Source organism: Evansella cellulosilytica DSM 2522 (assembly GCF_000177235.2).
GTDB lineage: Bacteria > Bacillota > Bacilli > Bacillales > Salisediminibacteriaceae > Evansella > Evansella cellulosilytica.
On the sequence record NC_014829.1, the window covers coordinates 1,722,361 to 1,738,770 of the forward strand.

The following is a 16,410-nucleotide window of genomic DNA, read 5'->3' on the forward strand; positions in this document are numbered from 1 at the left end:
GTGCTACTCCTGAGAGCAGGAAAAACCTGCCGGTCAACGATCGTTATTCGTTTAAGGTGGCAAAGCAAAGCTTTGTAACTAGGGTGGTACCGCGTGAGTAATGTCTCGTCCCTTTTAGGGAGGGGACTTTTTTTATTTGAAAAAGAAGGAATAATTTTACATTTCACTAGTTAAAGGTGTGTTCAAAAGAATAGGGAGGAAAGAATAATGAAAAAACTAAGCTCCGCAGAAGTTAGGCAAATGTACTTAGATTTCTTTAAGGAAAAAGGTCACGATGTTGAACCAAGTGCATCACTCGTTCCACATGAAGACCCAACATTATTATGGATTAATAGTGGCGTCGCAACATTGAAAAAATATTTTGATGGACGTGTTATACCAAAAAACCCAAGAATTACGAATGCGCAAAAATCGATTCGTACAAACGATATAGAAAACGTTGGGAAGACAGCGCGTCATCACACATTTTTTGAAATGCTTGGTAATTTCTCAATTGGTGATTACTTTAAAAAAGAGGCTATATTATGGGCATGGGAATTTTTAACGAGTGAAAAGTGGATTGGGTTTGACCCTGAAAAATTATCTGTTACGATCTACCCTGATGATGATGAGGCATTTGAGTTATGGAATAAAGAAATAGGGCTACCAGAATCAAGAATCATCAGACTAGAAGAAAATTTCTGGGATATAGGAGAAGGTCCATGTGGCCCTAACACGGAGATTTTTTATGATCGTGGTGAAGCATATGGAAACGACCACAATGATCCTGAATTGTATCCTGGCGGTGAAAATGAACGATATTTAGAAATTTGGAATCTTGTTTTCTCCCAGTTTAACCATAATGCTGACGGTAGCTATATGCCATTACCGAAGAAGAATATTGATACAGGAATGGGCTTGGAGAGAATGGTCTCAGTGATACAGGATGCAAAAACAAATTTTGATACTGATTTGTTTTTACCTATCATACATGAAACAGAAAACATTTCAGGCAGTAACTATGGAAAAAATGCAGTAGATGATACAGCATTTAAGGTGATAGCAGATCATATACGTACTGTAACTTTTGCCATAGGTGATGGCGCTTTACCATCGAATGAAGGTCGGGGCTATGTATTAAGAAGACTTTTAAGAAGAGCAGTGCGATATGCAAAGCAGATTCACATCGAACGACCATTTATGTATGAATTGGTCCCAGTGGTTGGAAGCGTGATGAAGGAATTCTATCCTGAAGTAACAGAGAAGGAAGCTTTTATTCAAAAAGTAATTAAGAATGAAGAGGAACGATTCCATGAAACGTTAAATGAAGGATTAGCAATTTTAACAAAAGTGATAGAGAAAGCTAAAGGTGAAAATAAAGAAGTAATAGACGGTGTTGATGTTTTTCGCTTATATGATACGTATGGATTTCCTGTCGATTTAACAGAAGAATATGTATTAGAGGCAGGCTTTTCTGTCGATCGAGACGGGTTTGAATCTGAGATGAAAAAACAGCGTGAACGTGCAAGAGCCGCTCGTCAAGATGCAGGGTCAATGCAAACGCAAGATGAAATCCTTGGAAACATTAAAGAGGAAAGTGAATTTGTCGGCTATGATTTACTTGAAATACCTGCTGTTGTTTCTGTCATCGTGAAGGATAAAGCATTTGTTAATGAAGCAAAGCAAGGGGAGAAAGTACAAGTTATTACAGACCGTACTCCATTTTATGCGGAAAGTGGGGGGCAAATTGCCGATAAAGGAAGCTTTGAAAATGAAAATGTAACTTTAGCTGTTCTTGAAGTCAAGAAAGCCCCTAATGGGCAAAACCTTCATACTGTTGAGGTTATAAAAGGAACATTAACAAAAAATATGACCTTTGCGGCAAAAGTTGATGCACAAAACAGAAAAGGAGTAATCAAAAATCATACTGCTACACACCTTTTACATCAAGCTTTAAAGGATGTGTTAGGGGGGCACGTCAATCAAGCAGGTTCCCTCGTAGCGCAAGATCGTCTTCGTTTTGATTTCTCACACTTTGGCCAAATAAGTGAAGATGAGCTAGAGAAAATTGAATCTATTGTTAACGAGAAGGTTTGGGATGGGATAGAAGTCCAAACCATGTACAAAAGCCTAACAGAAGCAAAAGAAATGGGAGCGATGGCACTATTCGGAGAAAAGTATGGTGACACGGTACGTGTTGTCCGAGTAGGAGACTATAGCTTGGAGCTTTGTGGTGGATGTCATGTAAGCAATTCTGCTGAAATAGGTTTATTTAAGATTGTATCAGAAGGCGGCATAGGTGCTGGAGTAAGAAGAATTGAAGCAGTTACAGCAAAAAATGCCTATCAATTTATGAATGGACAGTTGGATGTTTTAAAAGAGTCTGCCCATTTGTTAAAAGCTAAGCTTAATGATGTACCATTCCGTATTGAACAGCTACAACAGCAGTTTAAAGAACTTGAACGAGAAAACGAATCCTTTGCGGCAAAATTAAGCCAAGTAGAGGCTGGCAACGTTATGGATGAACTAAAAGAAGTAGATGGCATTTCTATATTAGTGAAGAAGGTCAATGTTCCTGACATGAATCGCTTAAGGCAAATGGCCGATTCTTTAAAAGAAAAAATAGAATCAGGTATTCTCGTTCTTGCTGCGGTTAACAATGATAAGGTAAATATTATTACTAGTGTGTCTAAAGATCTCGTTAAAGAAGGATATCATGCAGGTAATATCGTAAAAGAAGTGGCTACACGCTGTGGTGGCGGCGGAGGTGGTCGTCCAGATATGGCTCAAGCTGGTGGGAAGGATCCATCTAAATTAGATGAGGCTTTAAAAATTGTGCCAGATTTGCTAAAAAGAAATTACTAATTACAATCAATTGGTGTACAATAGGAGACAAGCAAGGTGTACGTGGTTGATAGATCATTTTTTCAAAATGGAGAGAGGTGTGCTTGATGAGTTCAATGGATAATACAATGAAATTTAATTTTAATGATGACGCCATGGATGAAGATGTTAAAGATATACTTTTAACAGTTTACTCTTCATTGGAGGAAAAGGGGTACAATCCGATAAATCAAATTGTAGGGTACTTATTATCAGGTGATCCAGCATATATACCTCGTCACAATGATGCAAGAACATTAATAAGAAAAATAGAACGTGATGAGATTATAGAAGAACTAGTTCGCTCGTATTTATCTCATCACCAAAAGGGGTAAAAGGCTAGCATGAAGGTACTGGGCTTAGATGTAGGCACCCATACAATTGGTGTAGCAATTAGCGACGCATTTGGATGGACAGCGCAAGGATTGGAAACAATAAAAAGAGCTAAAGAGGATGAAGAACAAGATTTCTCTCGGCTAGATGAAATAATCCGAAACAAAGACGTTAGTACAATCGTTGTTGGCCTTCCAAAAAATATGAATGGAACAATTGGACCAAGTGGAGAATTGTGTCAAGCGTTTGCTGAAAAGCTAAAGGAAAGAACGAATTTAAAGGTAGAACTATGGGATGAACGCTTAACAACTGTTGCAGCCGAAAAAATGTTAGTTTCTGCTGATGTTAGTCGGAAGAAGCGGAAAAAGGTCATTGATAAAATGGCTGCGGTCATGATCTTACAAGGCTACCTAGATCGTAACCCAAAAAGTAATTTGTAATGTATTAGGAGGATTTTATAACGTGTCAAATTATCAAATGAACGTACCAGAGGAAAGTGACAGACGAATTATTATTCCAGATGAAAATGGAGATGAACATTTATTTGAGGTGTTGTTTACTTTTGATGTAGATGCAACTGGTAAATCGTATATGGTATTAGTGCCAGAGGGATCAAATGAATCAGAGGATGAAGAAATTGAAGTCCATGCCTTTGAGTATAAAGAGCCTGAAGGCGAAGACCTAGCGCTTATACCTATCAACACCGATGAAGAATGGGATATGGTAGAAGAGCTGTTAAACACTTTTACAGAAGAAGAAATGGAATAAAAAAGACCAAATACCTAGCTTCCTGGAGCTGGGTATTTTTTTAAAGATAAGAATATTTGGCGATGGAAATGATGCCACTGAAGAAAAAGTGGTGTTCTTTGAGGGCACTGAAAAAGTAATTATTCTATAATTATCAGTTATTATTATAAGTTGCTCTGTATATTGTGAATTGATGATCCCTGCGCTAGCTCGCTTTCCGTGGGAGGCTGGTGAGCCTCATCGACCTGTGGTCTGCGGGGTCTCACCCCTGCCTTTTTTCCCACAGGAACGAGCGTTGCTTCGTCGCTAATGCTTCGAGTTGTCTCGACGGATACGCTCCGTAGCATATGCTCGTAGAGGAAGAGACAGTAACCTCGCTTGCTTCAGTCTCATCAATTCGTTCTTAAATTATAGATTATGAATATTAATACACGATACAATCATGATTTTTACTTTTTTAGTGGCCTCGTGTTCTTTCACTTTTTCAGTGTCCCTAAGCAATGAGCGTAGTTGCGCAACGGACGAAGGCATTGCCAGTGAAAAGAAGCATAGAGGTTGATTCAAAAGGTAGAAAAGAACCTTTTGAGTCAACCTCGATAGTTGTTACATTATGTTTGATTAGCATTATCCCTATACCTTCGCTTCATGAATCTGCGGTTTTCAGTAGTGGGGTCAGGCTGTGGTTTTGTCTCCTCTTTAAATGATTTCAGCATAGAGAAGGTCATTAAAACTAAAATGAACGTTAAAGGGAATGCACTGACAATAATTGCAGTCTGCATTGCCTCCAATCCGCCTGATGCCATTAAGACAACTGCTGAAGCGGCTAAGACGATTCCCCAGCTATACTTCACGATATTCGGAGGTTCTGTACTCCCATTCGTAGTTTGCATACCGAGAACGAAAGTAGCTGAATCTGCAGAAGTAATGAAAAATGTGCTGATCAAAAAGATGGTGATAAAAGCAAGTAACCCACTAAATGGTAATTGCTCATATACATAGAATAAAGCTGTTTCCAAAGCTTGACCTGAAATGTCAAGACCTAGATTGTATTCGAAAAAGATTCCGGTACCTCCGAACACTCCGAACCATAGGGAGCATACAATAGTAGGCAATACTAATACAGCGATAACGAATTCCCTAACAGTTCTTCCTTTCGAAACACGCGCAATGAATGTTCCGACGAACGGAGCCCAAGCAATCCACCAAGCCCAATAGAAGATAGTCCAGCCCTGAAGCCAAGCGGCACTCTCTACATCAAACGGAGAGAGACGTAGCCCCATTGCGGGTAAGTTTTGGATATAACTACCGAAAGTTGTTGTAAATAGATCCATTAAGAAGATCGTTGGTCCTAATGCAATTACAGCAATGAAAAGAATAACTGCCAAAACTAAGTTGGTGTTACTTAAGTACTTGATTCCCTTTTTTAGGCCTGTTCCAGCACTTAGCATAAAAAGTACTGTTACAATAGCTATAATAAGAAACTGCATCGAAAAGTTGTTTGGAATTCCTGTTAAATAACTTAATCCTCCGTTTATTTGAGCTGCGCCTAGTCCTAATGAAGCACATACTCCAAAGATCGTGGCAAAGACTGCTACTATATCAATTATTTTACCAGTACGTCCCTTCACTTTGTCGCCAAGTAAAGGATAGAGGGCTGCACTCATTAATCCAGGGTAACCTTTTCTAAATTTAAAATAGGCAATTCCTAAAGCGATCGTAGCGTAAATTGCCCAAGCATGAAAGCCCCAATGAAGATAAGTGTACCGTAAACTTAAGATTGCGGCATCTTCTGTTCCCCCGCTAATAAATGGTGGACTTGCAAAGTGAGAAATAGGTTCTGAAACGCCAAAAAATAATAGTCCAATTCCCATACCAGCACTGAAAAGCATCGCAAACCATGTAGGACGATTAAATTCTGGTTTGTCATCGTCTTTCCCAAGCTTAATTTTTCCATACTTACTAAAGATGAGAAAGAGTGCAAAGATTAAGAAAAACGTAGCAGCGAGCTGGTAAAACCAACCAAAGTTTTCTAAAAAGAACGCCAGGGTGACATCCATTACATTTCCTAAATGAACTGGGAAAAAAGCTCCCCACAGCACAAAAATAATGGATAAGCCAATAGAAACCCAAAATACTGTCGTTACTTTTTTCATATTAAGTGCCCCTCCTTTGCAAATAGCATTTGATATTTACTTTATTTTTATGTAGGTGTATTGGCACACCCTTTCAATGGCAATCTAGTTCTCAACTCTCTTTATATATTGGCATGAATAAAGTTACGTGGACTTTTTCAGTGGGGGCGTCTAATGCAAGGGGTCTTGTATAATTCGTTGTTCTCACTAGTGTCTCGCATTTTTTAATGAAATTACCGTTAATTCTGGACCATTTTTTAAGCTATTAGTACCCTATTTCCTCTGTTTTCCTCAGTTGAAAAACATGATACAATGTTTCGACAGAAGGACCCCTTTTATTGCAAGATGTAGTATAATGGATGAGGTGAAAGGAGGAATCTACTTTGTCTGAAAAAAAGGAAAAACGGAGAAAAAAACATAGAGAAAAACTACTCGAAAGGCAGAAAGAGGCTAGTTTAGTGAGGAAAATTGTATTCGTTTGTTTATTTTTAATTATACTTACAGTAGCCGGAGTCGGTTACGGTTCTTATCAATATATTATGAATGCCATAGGTCCTGTTGATGAATCAGACGACACCGATATTGAGGTTAGCATCCCTATCGGTTCTACGACTACAAGAATTGGTGAAATACTTGAAGAAAACGGTCTTATTAGTAATGCTTCTATTTTTAGATATTATGTTCGGTTTAAAAATGAATCGAATTTCCAGGCTGGAGACTATTCACTGTCCCGGAATATGGATATGGATGACATTATCTTGGAATTAAAAGAAGGTATGGTATATCAAGATTACCAAATCAGCTTCACTATACCAGAAGGCCGATGGTTAGAAAGAGTGATTGAATTAGCGGAGGAAAATACGAATTTATCTGAAGAAGATATTTTAGAAGTGATCACAGATGAGGAATATTTAGAGGAACTCATTGAGAGATATGAAATTCTAGAGGAAGTAATACTAACTGAAGAGATAAGGTACCCATTAGAAGGGTATTTATTTCCTGCAAGGTATGATTTTGTTGAAGAGGAAATTACAGTGGAACAGTTAATCGAAACGATGATTAACAGAACTTCATCCGTCCTAATTGATAATGGCGCAGCTGGATCTCAATATACGTACCATGAAATTCTTACGCTGGCCTCGATTATTGAAGGGGAAGCAAGAAATGACGAAGAACGGTACCGTATTTCAGGGGTAATTAAAAACCGCTTAGATCGTGGCATGCCACTACAGATGGACCCAACTGTTGCTTATGCTCATGGGGAGCATTTGTCAAGAACGACATACGATCATTTAGAAATAGAGTCACCTTATAATACGTATCATGTAACAGGGATACCTATAGGACCAATTAATAACCCAGGAGAAGCATCAATTAGAGCTGCGTTACTACCAGAAGACCATTTTTATTTATACTTCTACCATTCACCTAATGGAGATGTTTATTTTACAGAAACATTAGCTGAACATGAAGCAGTGGTAGGACAATATCAATAAGGTGTATAGTAATTTAAGCTTGAAAAGGGAGAATGTGTTATTCGCATTCTCCCTATCTTTATGTTAAAATATATCGGTCAAAGTACTCTCGATAATAGTATTACTTTTGTGAAGTGCATTATTACTAGGGATATAAAGCAGCCAAAGGAGGCGCTTTTTTTATGACGAAGCTTCAGATTACAGAAGAATATATATCGTTCTTACTACAAGAGCAACAAGGACATCTCTCAGAAATGGAAAAGTATGCACAACAAAATAATGTGCCCATTATGGAATCAACAGGTATGCAAACATTATTGCAAATAATAATGCTAAAAAAACCAGCAAATATATTAGAAATTGGTGCTGCAATAGGTTATTCTGCAATTAGAATGGGAATTGCTGTTCCTAATGCAACAATCGTAACGATAGAAAGAGATGAATCTAGAATAATAGAAGCAAAGAAAAATATCGAAAAGGTAAGTATGAACGAGCAAATCCATCTTGTTGAGGGAGATGCTTTAAAGGTTGTAGAAAAAGTAGCGAAATATGCACCATATGACGTTTTATTTATAGATGCTGCAAAAGGTCAGTACGAGCAATTTTTTGAGCTTTACGAGCCTTATGTTAATATTGGTGGTCTCATTATTTCAGATAATGTGTTATTTAAAGGAATGGTTGCGGGTGAAACTGAAATACATTCGAAAAGGTTAAAGCCAATGATAAATAAGCTACGTCGATTTAATGAAAAGATGATGAGCGAATCTCGTTTTACATCAATGATCTATCCTATAGGGGATGGGGTCATGGTTAGTATAAAAAATAGTAAGTGTGACGAATAGGTGGTAAAAGAATATGAATAAACCAGAATTATTAGTAACTCCTACGTGTGTTCAAGACATTGAACCGTTAATAGATGCGGGAGCAACAGCTTTTATTGTTGGAGAAGAACAATATGGATTGAGACTTGCTGGAGAGTTTACTCGAGACGATATTAAGAAAACAGTGGACCTTGCCCACGAAAAAGGGGTAAAGGTTTATGTAGCAATGAATGCGCTCTTTCATAATGATACACTCCCACTGTTACCAGATTATATTAAGTTTCTACACTCTATTAACGTAGACGCAATCGTTTTCGGTGATCCTGCTGTTTTAATGAATACCCGAGAAGTAGCTCCTCAAATGAAGTTACATTGGAACACGGAAACAACAGCAACAAATTGGTTTACAGCGAATTATTGGGGGAAAAAAGGTTCAAAAAGGGCTGTTCTAGCTCGGGAGTTGAATATGGACTCCATTATAGAAATAAAAGAAAATGCAGAAGTAGAGATTGAAGTACAAGTACAAGGAATGACTTGTATGTTTCAATCTAAGCGTACTTTATTAGGGAATTATATGGAGTTTCAAGGTAAGGATTTAAAGGTAGAAGGTAGAAGTAAAGATCGCACGTTGTTTTTACATGACCCAGAAAGAGATGCGAAATATCCAATATGGGAAGATAAAAATGGCACGCACATTATGAGCCCTAAAGATATTTGCATTATCGATGAGCTAGAGGAAATGATAGATGCAGGCATTGATTCATTCAAAATAGACGGTATTCTAAAGTCTAGTGATTATATTGTAAAGGTAACAAAGCTTTACCGAGAAGCTATCGATTTATATATAGAAAGTCCCGATGAATATGATGAGAAAAAGCCGGCTTTGCTCGATGCAATAAAGGAGATGCAGCCACCAAATCGTGATTTAGATACCGGCTTCTTCTTTAAAGAGACGGTTTATTAAGGAGGTATTGATAATGGAACAAGTAGCGACAAAAACGGAAGACGGAAAAAGAATCATTACGAAAAAACCAGAGCTTTTAGCCCCTGCTGGGAACTTAGAAAAGCTTAAAATAGCTGTTCATTATGGAGCTGATGCAGTATTTATCGGTGGACAAGAGTTCGGATTACGTTCAAATGCTGACAATTTTTCAATTGAAGAAATGGCTGAAGGTGTTCAGTTTGCGAATAAGTATGGCGCAAGAATATATGTAACGACAAACATTTTTGCCCATAATGAAAACATGGATGGGTTAGAGGAATATTTAAGTGATTTAGAACGAGTTGGTATTGCCGGTATTATTGTTGCAGACCCACTTATTATAGAAACATGTAAAAAAGCTGCGCCTAAATTAGAAATTCATCTTTCTACACAACAATCGTTATCAAACTGGCAAGCAGTAAAGTTTTGGAAGGAAGAAGGGTTAGAACGTGTCGTGCTCGCTCGTGAGGTAGGTTTAGCTGAAATGCTTGAAATGAAGAAAAACGTAGACATTGAAATTGAAACGTTCATACACGGTGCAATGTGTATTTCTTATTCTGGACGCTGTACGCTAAGTAACCATATGACGGCAAGGGATTCCAATCGTGGTGGGTGCTGTCAATCATGTCGATGGGATTACTTCCTCTATGCAGAAAATAATGATGGGGAAGAACATGCAGAAGTGAAATTATTTGCTGAAGAAGATGCCCCTTTCGCTATGTCACCGAAAGATTTAAATTTAGTGGAGGCAATACCAAAATTGATTGAAGCTGGAATTGATAGCTTAAAAATTGAGGGAAGAATGAAATCCATTCACTATGTTGCAACAGTTGTAAGTGTCTATCGAAAAGTGATTGACGCGTATTGTGAAGACCCAGACAACTTTACAATCGATCCTGCTTGGCTAGAGGAACTAGCAAAGTGTGCAAATAGACCTACTGCACCAGCATTTTTTGAAAATGAACCAGGATTTGAGGAGCAAATGTTTTGGAGTCACAGCCAAAAAACAACGATAGATTTTGCTGGTCTCGTACTTGATTACGATAAAAAGTCTGGCATTGTAACATTACAGCAACGTAATTATTTTAAACCAGGAGATACGATTGAGTTTTTCGGCCCTGAAATTAATACATTTAAGCAAAAGGTAGGTACGATTTGGGATGAGGATGGAGAAGAGCTAGATGCTGCCCGTCATCCATTACAAGTTGTAAAAATAAAAGTGGATAAGCCTGTCTTTAGTAATAATATGATGAGAAAGGAAGCAATATAAATGGGTACTAAACCCATCATCATAGGAGTAGCTGGTGGTTCTGGGTCTGGAAAAACTACTGTCGCGAATAAAATATATTGTAAGTTTCAAAATCAAGATATATTAATGATTGAGCAAGACGCTTACTACAAAGATCAAAGTCATTTGCCAATGGAAGAGAGGCTTAAAACGAATTACGATCATCCACTGGCATTTGATAACGATTTACTTTTAGATCACTTAAGGAAACTGTTGGATCGAGAAGAAATAGACAAACCAGTATATGATTATGCGAATCACACACGCTCTAAAGAAATAATGAAACAAAGTCCAAGAGATGTCATCATTTTAGAAGGTATTTTAATCTTGGAAGATGAACGATTACGAGATATAATGGATATTAAATTGTATGTAGATACCGATGCAGATTTGAGAATCATCCGGCGCCTTATGCGTGATATAAAAGACCGTGGTCGAACAATTGATTCGGTCATTGATCAATATACAGAAGTGGTTCGTCCGATGCATCTTCAATTCATTGAGCCAACAAAACGCTATGCTGATGTCATTATCCCAGAGGGTGGTAATAATCAAGTAGCAATAGATTTAATGGTTACAAAAATAAAAACGATTCTTGAACAAAAATTAATTTTGTAATAGCATAAAATACGTGCTATAGTTATGGAAATGGATTTTTGGATTATAATGTTAGTTCACTCAGCGCCCCAATTTTTTCCATATGGGAAAATTGGGCGCTGACCGTTTATTAAAAGCATGTTTTTATACTTTTTAACATACTATTCCAGAAACCGTTTCTTTCCTATATTATTATTTTTATTCGAGTGCTGTTAGAAGAGAGAATGAAAGCGCTCACTTAGTGTAGTTTGTATTAGACAGAAGGAGTGAAGAATGATGGTAGATGAGAAACATTATATGACATTAGAGGGAAAGGAGAAATTAGAGAAGGAGCTTGAGTACTTAAAAACAGAACGACGAAAAGAAGTCGTTGAACGTATAAAAGTTGCTCGCAGTTTTGGAGATCTTTCTGAGAACTCTGAATATGATTCAGCAAAAGAAGAACAAGCATTTGTGGAAGGTAGAATTAGTACAATTGAAAAAATGATCCGCAATGCTGTCATGATAAAAGAAGATAGTACTAATACATCTGTAGTAACTTTAGGTAAAACGGTATCATTTAAAGAATTACCAGACGGTGATGAAGAAGAATATACAATAGTAGGTCGTGCTGAAGCAGATCCATTAGAAGGTAAAATTTCTAACGACTCGCCTATGGCACAAAGTTTAATGGGTAAATCAGTTGGACAAAAGGTCACAGTTGCTACCCCTGGTGGAGATATGGAAGTAGAAATTTTAGAAGTAAAATAACACATTTAAGATAGAATACCACATGAGGTGATTGTTGCCACATGTGGTATTTTTTGGGCTCTAAAATATATGTTGGGGTAATAAGAAAATTCTGAGCATATAAAAACACGCAATCTCCAATATCCTTTAAACTTGAATTGTCGAAGAAACAAGAAAAGGATAGGAGTTGCGTGCATATGCATTTTATCATGAATTTCCCTGGTTTAGAAGAGTTGACTGTAACAAAAACAGAAGTAGTGGCAGATTCGTTTCATGTCCACGTAGAGATGGAACGTAAAACACATCGATGTCCCGTATGTGAGGGGAAAACGAAGCAAGTTCATGACTATCGAATTCAAAAGGTCCAACATTTGAAGATGTTTGAAAGAAACACATATTTGTTTTATAGAAAGAGGCGCTATAAGTGTTCCTGTGGAAAGAGGTTTCCTGAAAAGACGAAAGTGATAGAAAGGTATCAGCGTCATACAGTGGAATGGAATCAGGCTTTGGGATTACGCGTCATTCAAGGAAAGAACTTTAAAGATACAGCTAGCCAGTTTCGAACATCACCAACCACTGTAATAAGACGATTTGATAAAATTTCAACACCGATGTTTAAGGAAGTGGAGGAATTACCTGAAGTAATTGCGATTGATGAATATAAAGGAGATACAAACAAGGGGAAATTCCAGGTTATCCTAGCGAATGGAAAGACAGGAGAACCGCTGGACATCCTTCCGGATCGTTCGGTGAAAACTGTTAAGTCCTACCTACGAAAAAAAGGTGCCAATGTAAAAATGGTAGTCATGGATATGAGTTATTCCTTTAAGTCAGCTGTAGAAAAAGCCCTGGGTAGTCCAGTGATTATTGCGGATCGTTTCCACTTCTGTCGCTATATATATTGGGCATTAGAGCAAGTACGAAGAAGAGTTCAAAAAGACTTTCATGATTACGATCGAAAAAAGTGCAAACGAATGAAGCATGTATTTAATAAACGCTACGAGGATTTAACAGAAAAGCAGCACTGGTATTTGAAAAGGTATTTAAGTCTCTCCAGTGAATTAAGAAGGGCATATGAACTTAAGGAATCCTTCCGATTGTGGTTTGATGAGGCAAAAGAGATAGGTTCCAAAGATGGCTTACGAGTAAAACAAGGGCTTAATAACTTCTATGAGTTGGTTAAACAATCAGGGATGAAGGAGTTTATAAAAGCGATCGAAACGTTCAAGAACTGGGAGATTGAGATAGTCAATAGTTTTACTTTTGGCTACACCAATGGTCCAATTGAGGGGCTTAACAACCAAACGAAGGTCATAAAACGTAATGCATTTGGATTTAAGCGTTATGACAGATTGCGAATGCGAGTGTTATTACATCATCAATTAAAAGGAAAGACAATTCAAGTAGGATAAAGGGGCAGGAGAATTATTCTCCCACCCCAACATTTGACTTAGAACCTTTTTTTGTAAAGAAAGGAATGAAAATATTTCTAAATATGTTGACGAAATGAAAAAGTTCCGAGTATACTGTGTATAAAAAGTATATACAGTATACTCGGTCTTTTTATAGATAGAGGTGATAAAAGATGTGGATTCACTTGAATAATGAGGATGATCGGCCACTTTATGTTCAAATTAAAGATCAAATAATAAGAGATATTGTAAATGGTGCGATTACTCCAGGTGAGGAGCTTCCATCTATTAGAAGATTAGCGGTGGAAGCAAAGACGAGTGTGATTACTATTAAGCGCGCATATCAAGATTTAGAGAACGAAGGATACATCATAACAAAACGAGGAAAAGGTAGTTTTGTTAAAAAGACCGTAAATAATCAAGAGTACGAAAGAAATAAGGCACTGTTTTTTCGCGATACCGAATCGCTTATTCAAAAGGGAAGAAGGTTAAAGCTATCAGACACTGATATGAAGCAGATCATCATTGAAATGTTAGAAAAGAGGGGAGATAGTAATGGAAAGCATAGTTGAAGTAAACGATGTGAAAAAGAAGTATAGAAACTTTACATTAGGACCCATACATGCAGTTATTCCTAAGGGGATGATCACGGCAATCATTGGAAGAAATGGGGCAGGGAAGACGACATTTTTAAAAGGGCTTTGTGGACTCCCTCCATTCAATGAAGGTAGGGTACTTATGCACGGGGAAGAAATGAACTTCTCAAACGAAATGATTCGGTCTGACATCGTGTACATTAGTAACGACATTCAAATGTATAGTGATTTTACAATAAAACAGGCACTCGACTTCATAGAAAGTCTTCATCTGAATTGGGATGATGACTGGGTGTCTAAATGGCTTCACATTTTCGAGCTTTCAACGAATGTGCAAATACACGAGCTATCAAAAGGTATGAAAATGAAGTTGAATTTAATATTAAGTATGGCACATCAACCATCGTTAGTGTTACTTGATGAACCAACAGATGGATTAGATAGTATAGCGAGACAACAGTTTATTCAATTAATCCAAGAATATATAGAGGATGGCACGAAATCTATCATTATATCCACTCACCATACAAAAGAGGTGGAGGATGTTTCTGATTATATTTTATTCTTTAAAGATGGTCGTATCAAACTTTATGGAGATGTGATGTCTATAAAAGATAAGTATCGCACGTTTTCTGTAAAAGCAGATCGTGAAGTTAGTAAAGTAAACGGTGTTACATTTTTTGAAAAAACGTCATTAGAGGTGAAAGGGGTTATACATAGCGAGTGTATAGATGCACTTAAGGATGCCGTATTTAAGGTGCCTTCTCTTGATGATTTGTTTTATTTCGTCGTAGAGAAAGGAGGGAATATGTAATGAAGTCACTTATTGTGAGAGATTTAGTTAGTATACGGAAAGCTATATTGATCTCCTTTTGTATTATTAGTATTACATGGCTGTCTATAATCATTTCATCTTATTTGCTACCTGTCGATCGATTAGGATTAATCACACTATCGATAATAGTAATGATTTTAATTTCATTTTATTTAACAACTTCTATTTCAGATAAAGAAATAATGAATGGTGTTAATGAAAAAATACTGCAAACACCAGTAAAAAACTTAACAGTAGTAGTGTCTCGTTACATTTCAGTTTTCATTATAATGATTAGCGTATCCTTGATCACTCATATTTTTCTAGGTATTTATCTTTATATATATGATTTTCCATGGACTACTTTTGTTACTATGGTGAAAGTATCCTTAATCATTATACATTTTACTATATTTGCTATATATATGAGATTAGCAGCTTACTATACAATTACATTTTTAGGAAGCGTATGGGTTGGAAGAGTTAGCGTTATCGTTTCATTTTTTTTCTTCTTTATTTTTCCAAGCGTGTATTCTAGTGAAAAATATGGTGTGGGTCATACACAATTAGAAGCATATTACGCTGCATCATCTTGGGTATTATTGATTTTTCCGTTATACACACTGATCATGATTTCGATGTTCGTATCAGCATATGGAATTAAAAAGAGAAGAACATTGCAATATGCAGGAGGCGCATTCACTTCTTTTGTCATCATTGCCCTTGGTGCATTATACGTGCAAGGTGCTGTAATAAACAACAATGCGGTTTATGAATATGTGCAAATTATTGAGGATACGAGAGTAGAGGAAATACATCTTCAATTGTTAGAAGTACCATCTGAACATTATGAAGAGGCTTATCAACTCTATTTTCAAATTGATTTTAGTCAGCCTACTCATGACTTTTACGTTATTGAATCAGAGGCGAATATTTTATTAAATGTAGATGGAATTGTCTCAAAATATATTAATAGAAATCAATTTAACGATATGGCACTTTATTTCCAATCTAGTGATTATTTGAATAAGGAAAGAATATATACTTCGGCTTATTTACATTCAGAAGAAGTACTATCTAAGGAGGACGTAAGAGAGTTTCAGCAACTATATACGGAGGAAGACTTTACATTTTATTATGATAGTCCCTGGATGGAAGAAAGAGTAGAAATTAAATCAAGGGAAGGGTAGGAAGCGATGCTTACATTAATTAAAAGAGATTTGTTGAGCATAAAAAACATATTGCTTTTTATTATAATCGGACTTCTAGCAATAATAGCTTTTAACAGTTACATTATTTATTCTGTTAAAACAGAAAGTAATGACTTTTACTTCCCATTTATTTTTGCTGGTATATTATCGTTTAGTTCCTTTATCCATATATGCCGTGTAGAAGAATTGAATCATGTTCGTAAACGCTTATTGCAATTGCCTATAAGAAAAGAAAAAATTGTATTATCTAGGTATCTATCCGCGATGGTCGTGTTCTGCTGCGCAGTTATTGTTATGTCGATACCGATGATTTTTTTTAGAGAATAGCATATCTCATGGAGAAGTAATTCATTTATATTTGTTTCTTGTTCATTCTTATACATTTTTCGTTGCACTTTATTTGCCATTTTA

At 36.7% G+C, this 16,410-nt stretch carries 16 protein-coding genes; 15 read left to right on the top strand and 1 reads right to left on the bottom strand.

What is annotated here, in order from left to right; all coding sequences use genetic code 11:
* Positions 1 to 207: 207 nt before the first annotated feature.
* The 4 genes from alaS to BCELL_RS07710 all read left to right on the top strand — a co-directional run bounded on the left by alaS (position 208) and on the right by BCELL_RS07710 (position 3,963).
* Positions 208 to 2,844 carry an alanine--tRNA ligase gene (alaS, locus tag BCELL_RS07695; protein WP_013488125.1) on the top strand — a complete coding sequence of 879 codons (2,637 nt, stop codon included), beginning with the start codon at positions 208 to 210 and terminating at the stop codon, positions 2,842 to 2,844.
* Positions 2,845 to 2,930: 86 nt separating this feature from the next.
* On the top strand, positions 2,931 to 3,197 hold the full coding sequence (locus BCELL_RS07700; RefSeq protein WP_013488126.1) for an IreB family regulatory phosphoprotein: 267 nt from the start codon (positions 2,931 to 2,933) through the stop codon (positions 3,195 to 3,197).
* 9 nt (positions 3,198 to 3,206) lie between these two features.
* The gene (ruvX, locus tag BCELL_RS07705) at positions 3,207 to 3,635 is read left to right on the top strand and encodes a Holliday junction resolvase RuvX (protein ID WP_013488127.1); all 429 of its coding nucleotides are present in this window, start codon (positions 3,207 to 3,209) and stop codon (positions 3,633 to 3,635) included.
* Positions 3,636 to 3,672: 37 nt separating this feature from the next.
* A complete protein-coding gene (locus BCELL_RS07710; RefSeq protein WP_041808735.1) occupies positions 3,673 to 3,963 on the top strand; it encodes a DUF1292 domain-containing protein in 291 nt (96 codons plus the stop codon).
* A 587-nt stretch (positions 3,964 to 4,550) separates the two neighbouring features.
* On the opposite strand, the gene BCELL_RS07715 is transcribed toward BCELL_RS07710, so the two are convergent.
* Positions 4,551 to 6,095, bottom strand: coding sequence for a glycine betaine uptake BCCT transporter (locus BCELL_RS07715; protein WP_013488129.1), 1,545 nt, complete (start codon positions 6,093 to 6,095; stop codon positions 4,551 to 4,553).
* Between the two features lie 362 nt (positions 6,096 to 6,457).
* On the opposite strand from BCELL_RS07715, the gene mltG reads away from it, so the two are divergent.
* The 11 genes from mltG to BCELL_RS22050 all read left to right on the top strand — a co-directional run bounded on the left by mltG (position 6,458) and on the right by BCELL_RS22050 (position 16,326).
* Entirely contained in the window at positions 6,458 to 7,570 is a 1,113-nt protein-coding gene (gene mltG, locus BCELL_RS07720; protein ID WP_013488130.1) for an endolytic transglycosylase MltG, read from the top strand.
* Between the two features lie 161 nt (positions 7,571 to 7,731).
* Positions 7,732 to 8,391, top strand: coding sequence for an O-methyltransferase (locus BCELL_RS07725; protein ID WP_013488131.1), 660 nt, complete (start codon positions 7,732 to 7,734; stop codon positions 8,389 to 8,391).
* A 13-nt stretch (positions 8,392 to 8,404) separates the two neighbouring features.
* Positions 8,405 to 9,334: a peptidase U32 family protein gene (locus BCELL_RS07730; protein ID WP_013488132.1), complete on the top strand. Its 930-nt coding sequence runs from the start codon at positions 8,405 to 8,407 to the stop codon at positions 9,332 to 9,334.
* Between the two features lie 13 nt (positions 9,335 to 9,347).
* On the top strand, positions 9,348 to 10,622 hold the full coding sequence (locus BCELL_RS07735; protein WP_013488133.1) for a peptidase U32 family protein: 1,275 nt from the start codon (positions 9,348 to 9,350) through the stop codon (positions 10,620 to 10,622).
* A complete protein-coding gene (gene udk / locus BCELL_RS07740) occupies positions 10,623 to 11,258 on the top strand; it encodes a uridine kinase (RefSeq protein WP_013488134.1) in 636 nt (211 codons plus the stop codon). It begins immediately after the preceding gene.
* A gap of 252 nt (positions 11,259 to 11,510) precedes the next feature.
* On the top strand, positions 11,511 to 11,987 hold the full coding sequence (gene greA, locus BCELL_RS07745) for a transcription elongation factor GreA (RefSeq protein ID WP_041808171.1): 477 nt from the start codon (positions 11,511 to 11,513) through the stop codon (positions 11,985 to 11,987).
* 170 nt (positions 11,988 to 12,157) lie between these two features.
* On the top strand, positions 12,158 to 13,378 hold the full coding sequence (locus BCELL_RS07750; RefSeq protein ID WP_081457257.1) for an ISL3 family transposase: 1,221 nt from the start codon (positions 12,158 to 12,160) through the stop codon (positions 13,376 to 13,378).
* 173 nt (positions 13,379 to 13,551) lie between these two features.
* Positions 13,552 to 13,950: a GntR family transcriptional regulator gene (locus BCELL_RS07755; protein WP_013488137.1), complete on the top strand. Its 399-nt coding sequence runs from the start codon at positions 13,552 to 13,554 to the stop codon at positions 13,948 to 13,950.
* Positions 13,934 to 14,788 (top strand): ABC transporter ATP-binding protein, encoded by an 855-nt coding sequence (locus tag BCELL_RS07760; RefSeq protein ID WP_013488138.1) that lies wholly within the window; start codon positions 13,934 to 13,936, stop codon positions 14,786 to 14,788. Before BCELL_RS07755 ends, BCELL_RS07760 begins: the two co-directional genes overlap by 17 nt.
* Entirely contained in the window at positions 14,788 to 15,978 is a 1,191-nt protein-coding gene (locus BCELL_RS07765) for an ABC-2 transporter permease (protein ID WP_013488139.1), read from the top strand. Before BCELL_RS07760 ends, BCELL_RS07765 begins: the two co-directional genes overlap by 1 nt.
* 6 nt (positions 15,979 to 15,984) lie before the next feature.
* Positions 15,985 to 16,326, top strand: coding sequence for an ABC-2 transporter permease (locus BCELL_RS22050; RefSeq protein WP_013488140.1), 342 nt, complete (start codon positions 15,985 to 15,987; stop codon positions 16,324 to 16,326).
* The last annotated feature ends 84 nt before the right edge of the window (positions 16,327 to 16,410 follow it).

Coding starts and splice junctions, on each gene's coding strand:
- udk (WP_013488134.1), top strand. CDS start 10,623: ATGGGTACTAAACCCATCATCATAGGAGTAGCTGGTGGTTCTGGGTCT.
- greA (WP_041808171.1), top strand. CDS start 11,511: ATGATGGTAGATGAGAAACATTATATGACATTAGAGGGAAAGGAGAAA.
- BCELL_RS07760 (WP_013488138.1), top strand. CDS start 13,934: ATGGAAAGCATAGTTGAAGTAAACGATGTGAAAAAGAAGTATAGAAAC.
- BCELL_RS07710 (WP_041808735.1), top strand. CDS start 3,673: ATGAACGTACCAGAGGAAAGTGACAGACGAATTATTATTCCAGATGAA.
- BCELL_RS07765 (WP_013488139.1), top strand. CDS start 14,788: ATGAAGTCACTTATTGTGAGAGATTTAGTTAGTATACGGAAAGCTATA.
- BCELL_RS07700 (WP_013488126.1), top strand. CDS start 2,931: ATGAGTTCAATGGATAATACAATGAAATTTAATTTTAATGATGACGCC.
- BCELL_RS07735 (WP_013488133.1), top strand. CDS start 9,348: ATGGAACAAGTAGCGACAAAAACGGAAGACGGAAAAAGAATCATTACG.
- BCELL_RS07725 (WP_013488131.1), top strand. CDS start 7,732: ATGACGAAGCTTCAGATTACAGAAGAATATATATCGTTCTTACTACAA.
- alaS (WP_013488125.1), top strand. CDS start 208: ATGAAAAAACTAAGCTCCGCAGAAGTTAGGCAAATGTACTTAGATTTC.
- BCELL_RS07715 (WP_013488129.1), bottom strand. CDS start 6,095: ATGAAAAAAGTAACGACAGTATTTTGGGTTTCTATTGGCTTATCCATT.
- BCELL_RS07730 (WP_013488132.1), top strand. CDS start 8,405: ATGAATAAACCAGAATTATTAGTAACTCCTACGTGTGTTCAAGACATT.
- BCELL_RS22050 (WP_013488140.1), top strand. CDS start 15,985: ATGCTTACATTAATTAAAAGAGATTTGTTGAGCATAAAAAACATATTG.
- BCELL_RS07755 (WP_013488137.1), top strand. CDS start 13,552: ATGTGGATTCACTTGAATAATGAGGATGATCGGCCACTTTATGTTCAA.
- ruvX (WP_013488127.1), top strand. CDS start 3,207: ATGAAGGTACTGGGCTTAGATGTAGGCACCCATACAATTGGTGTAGCA.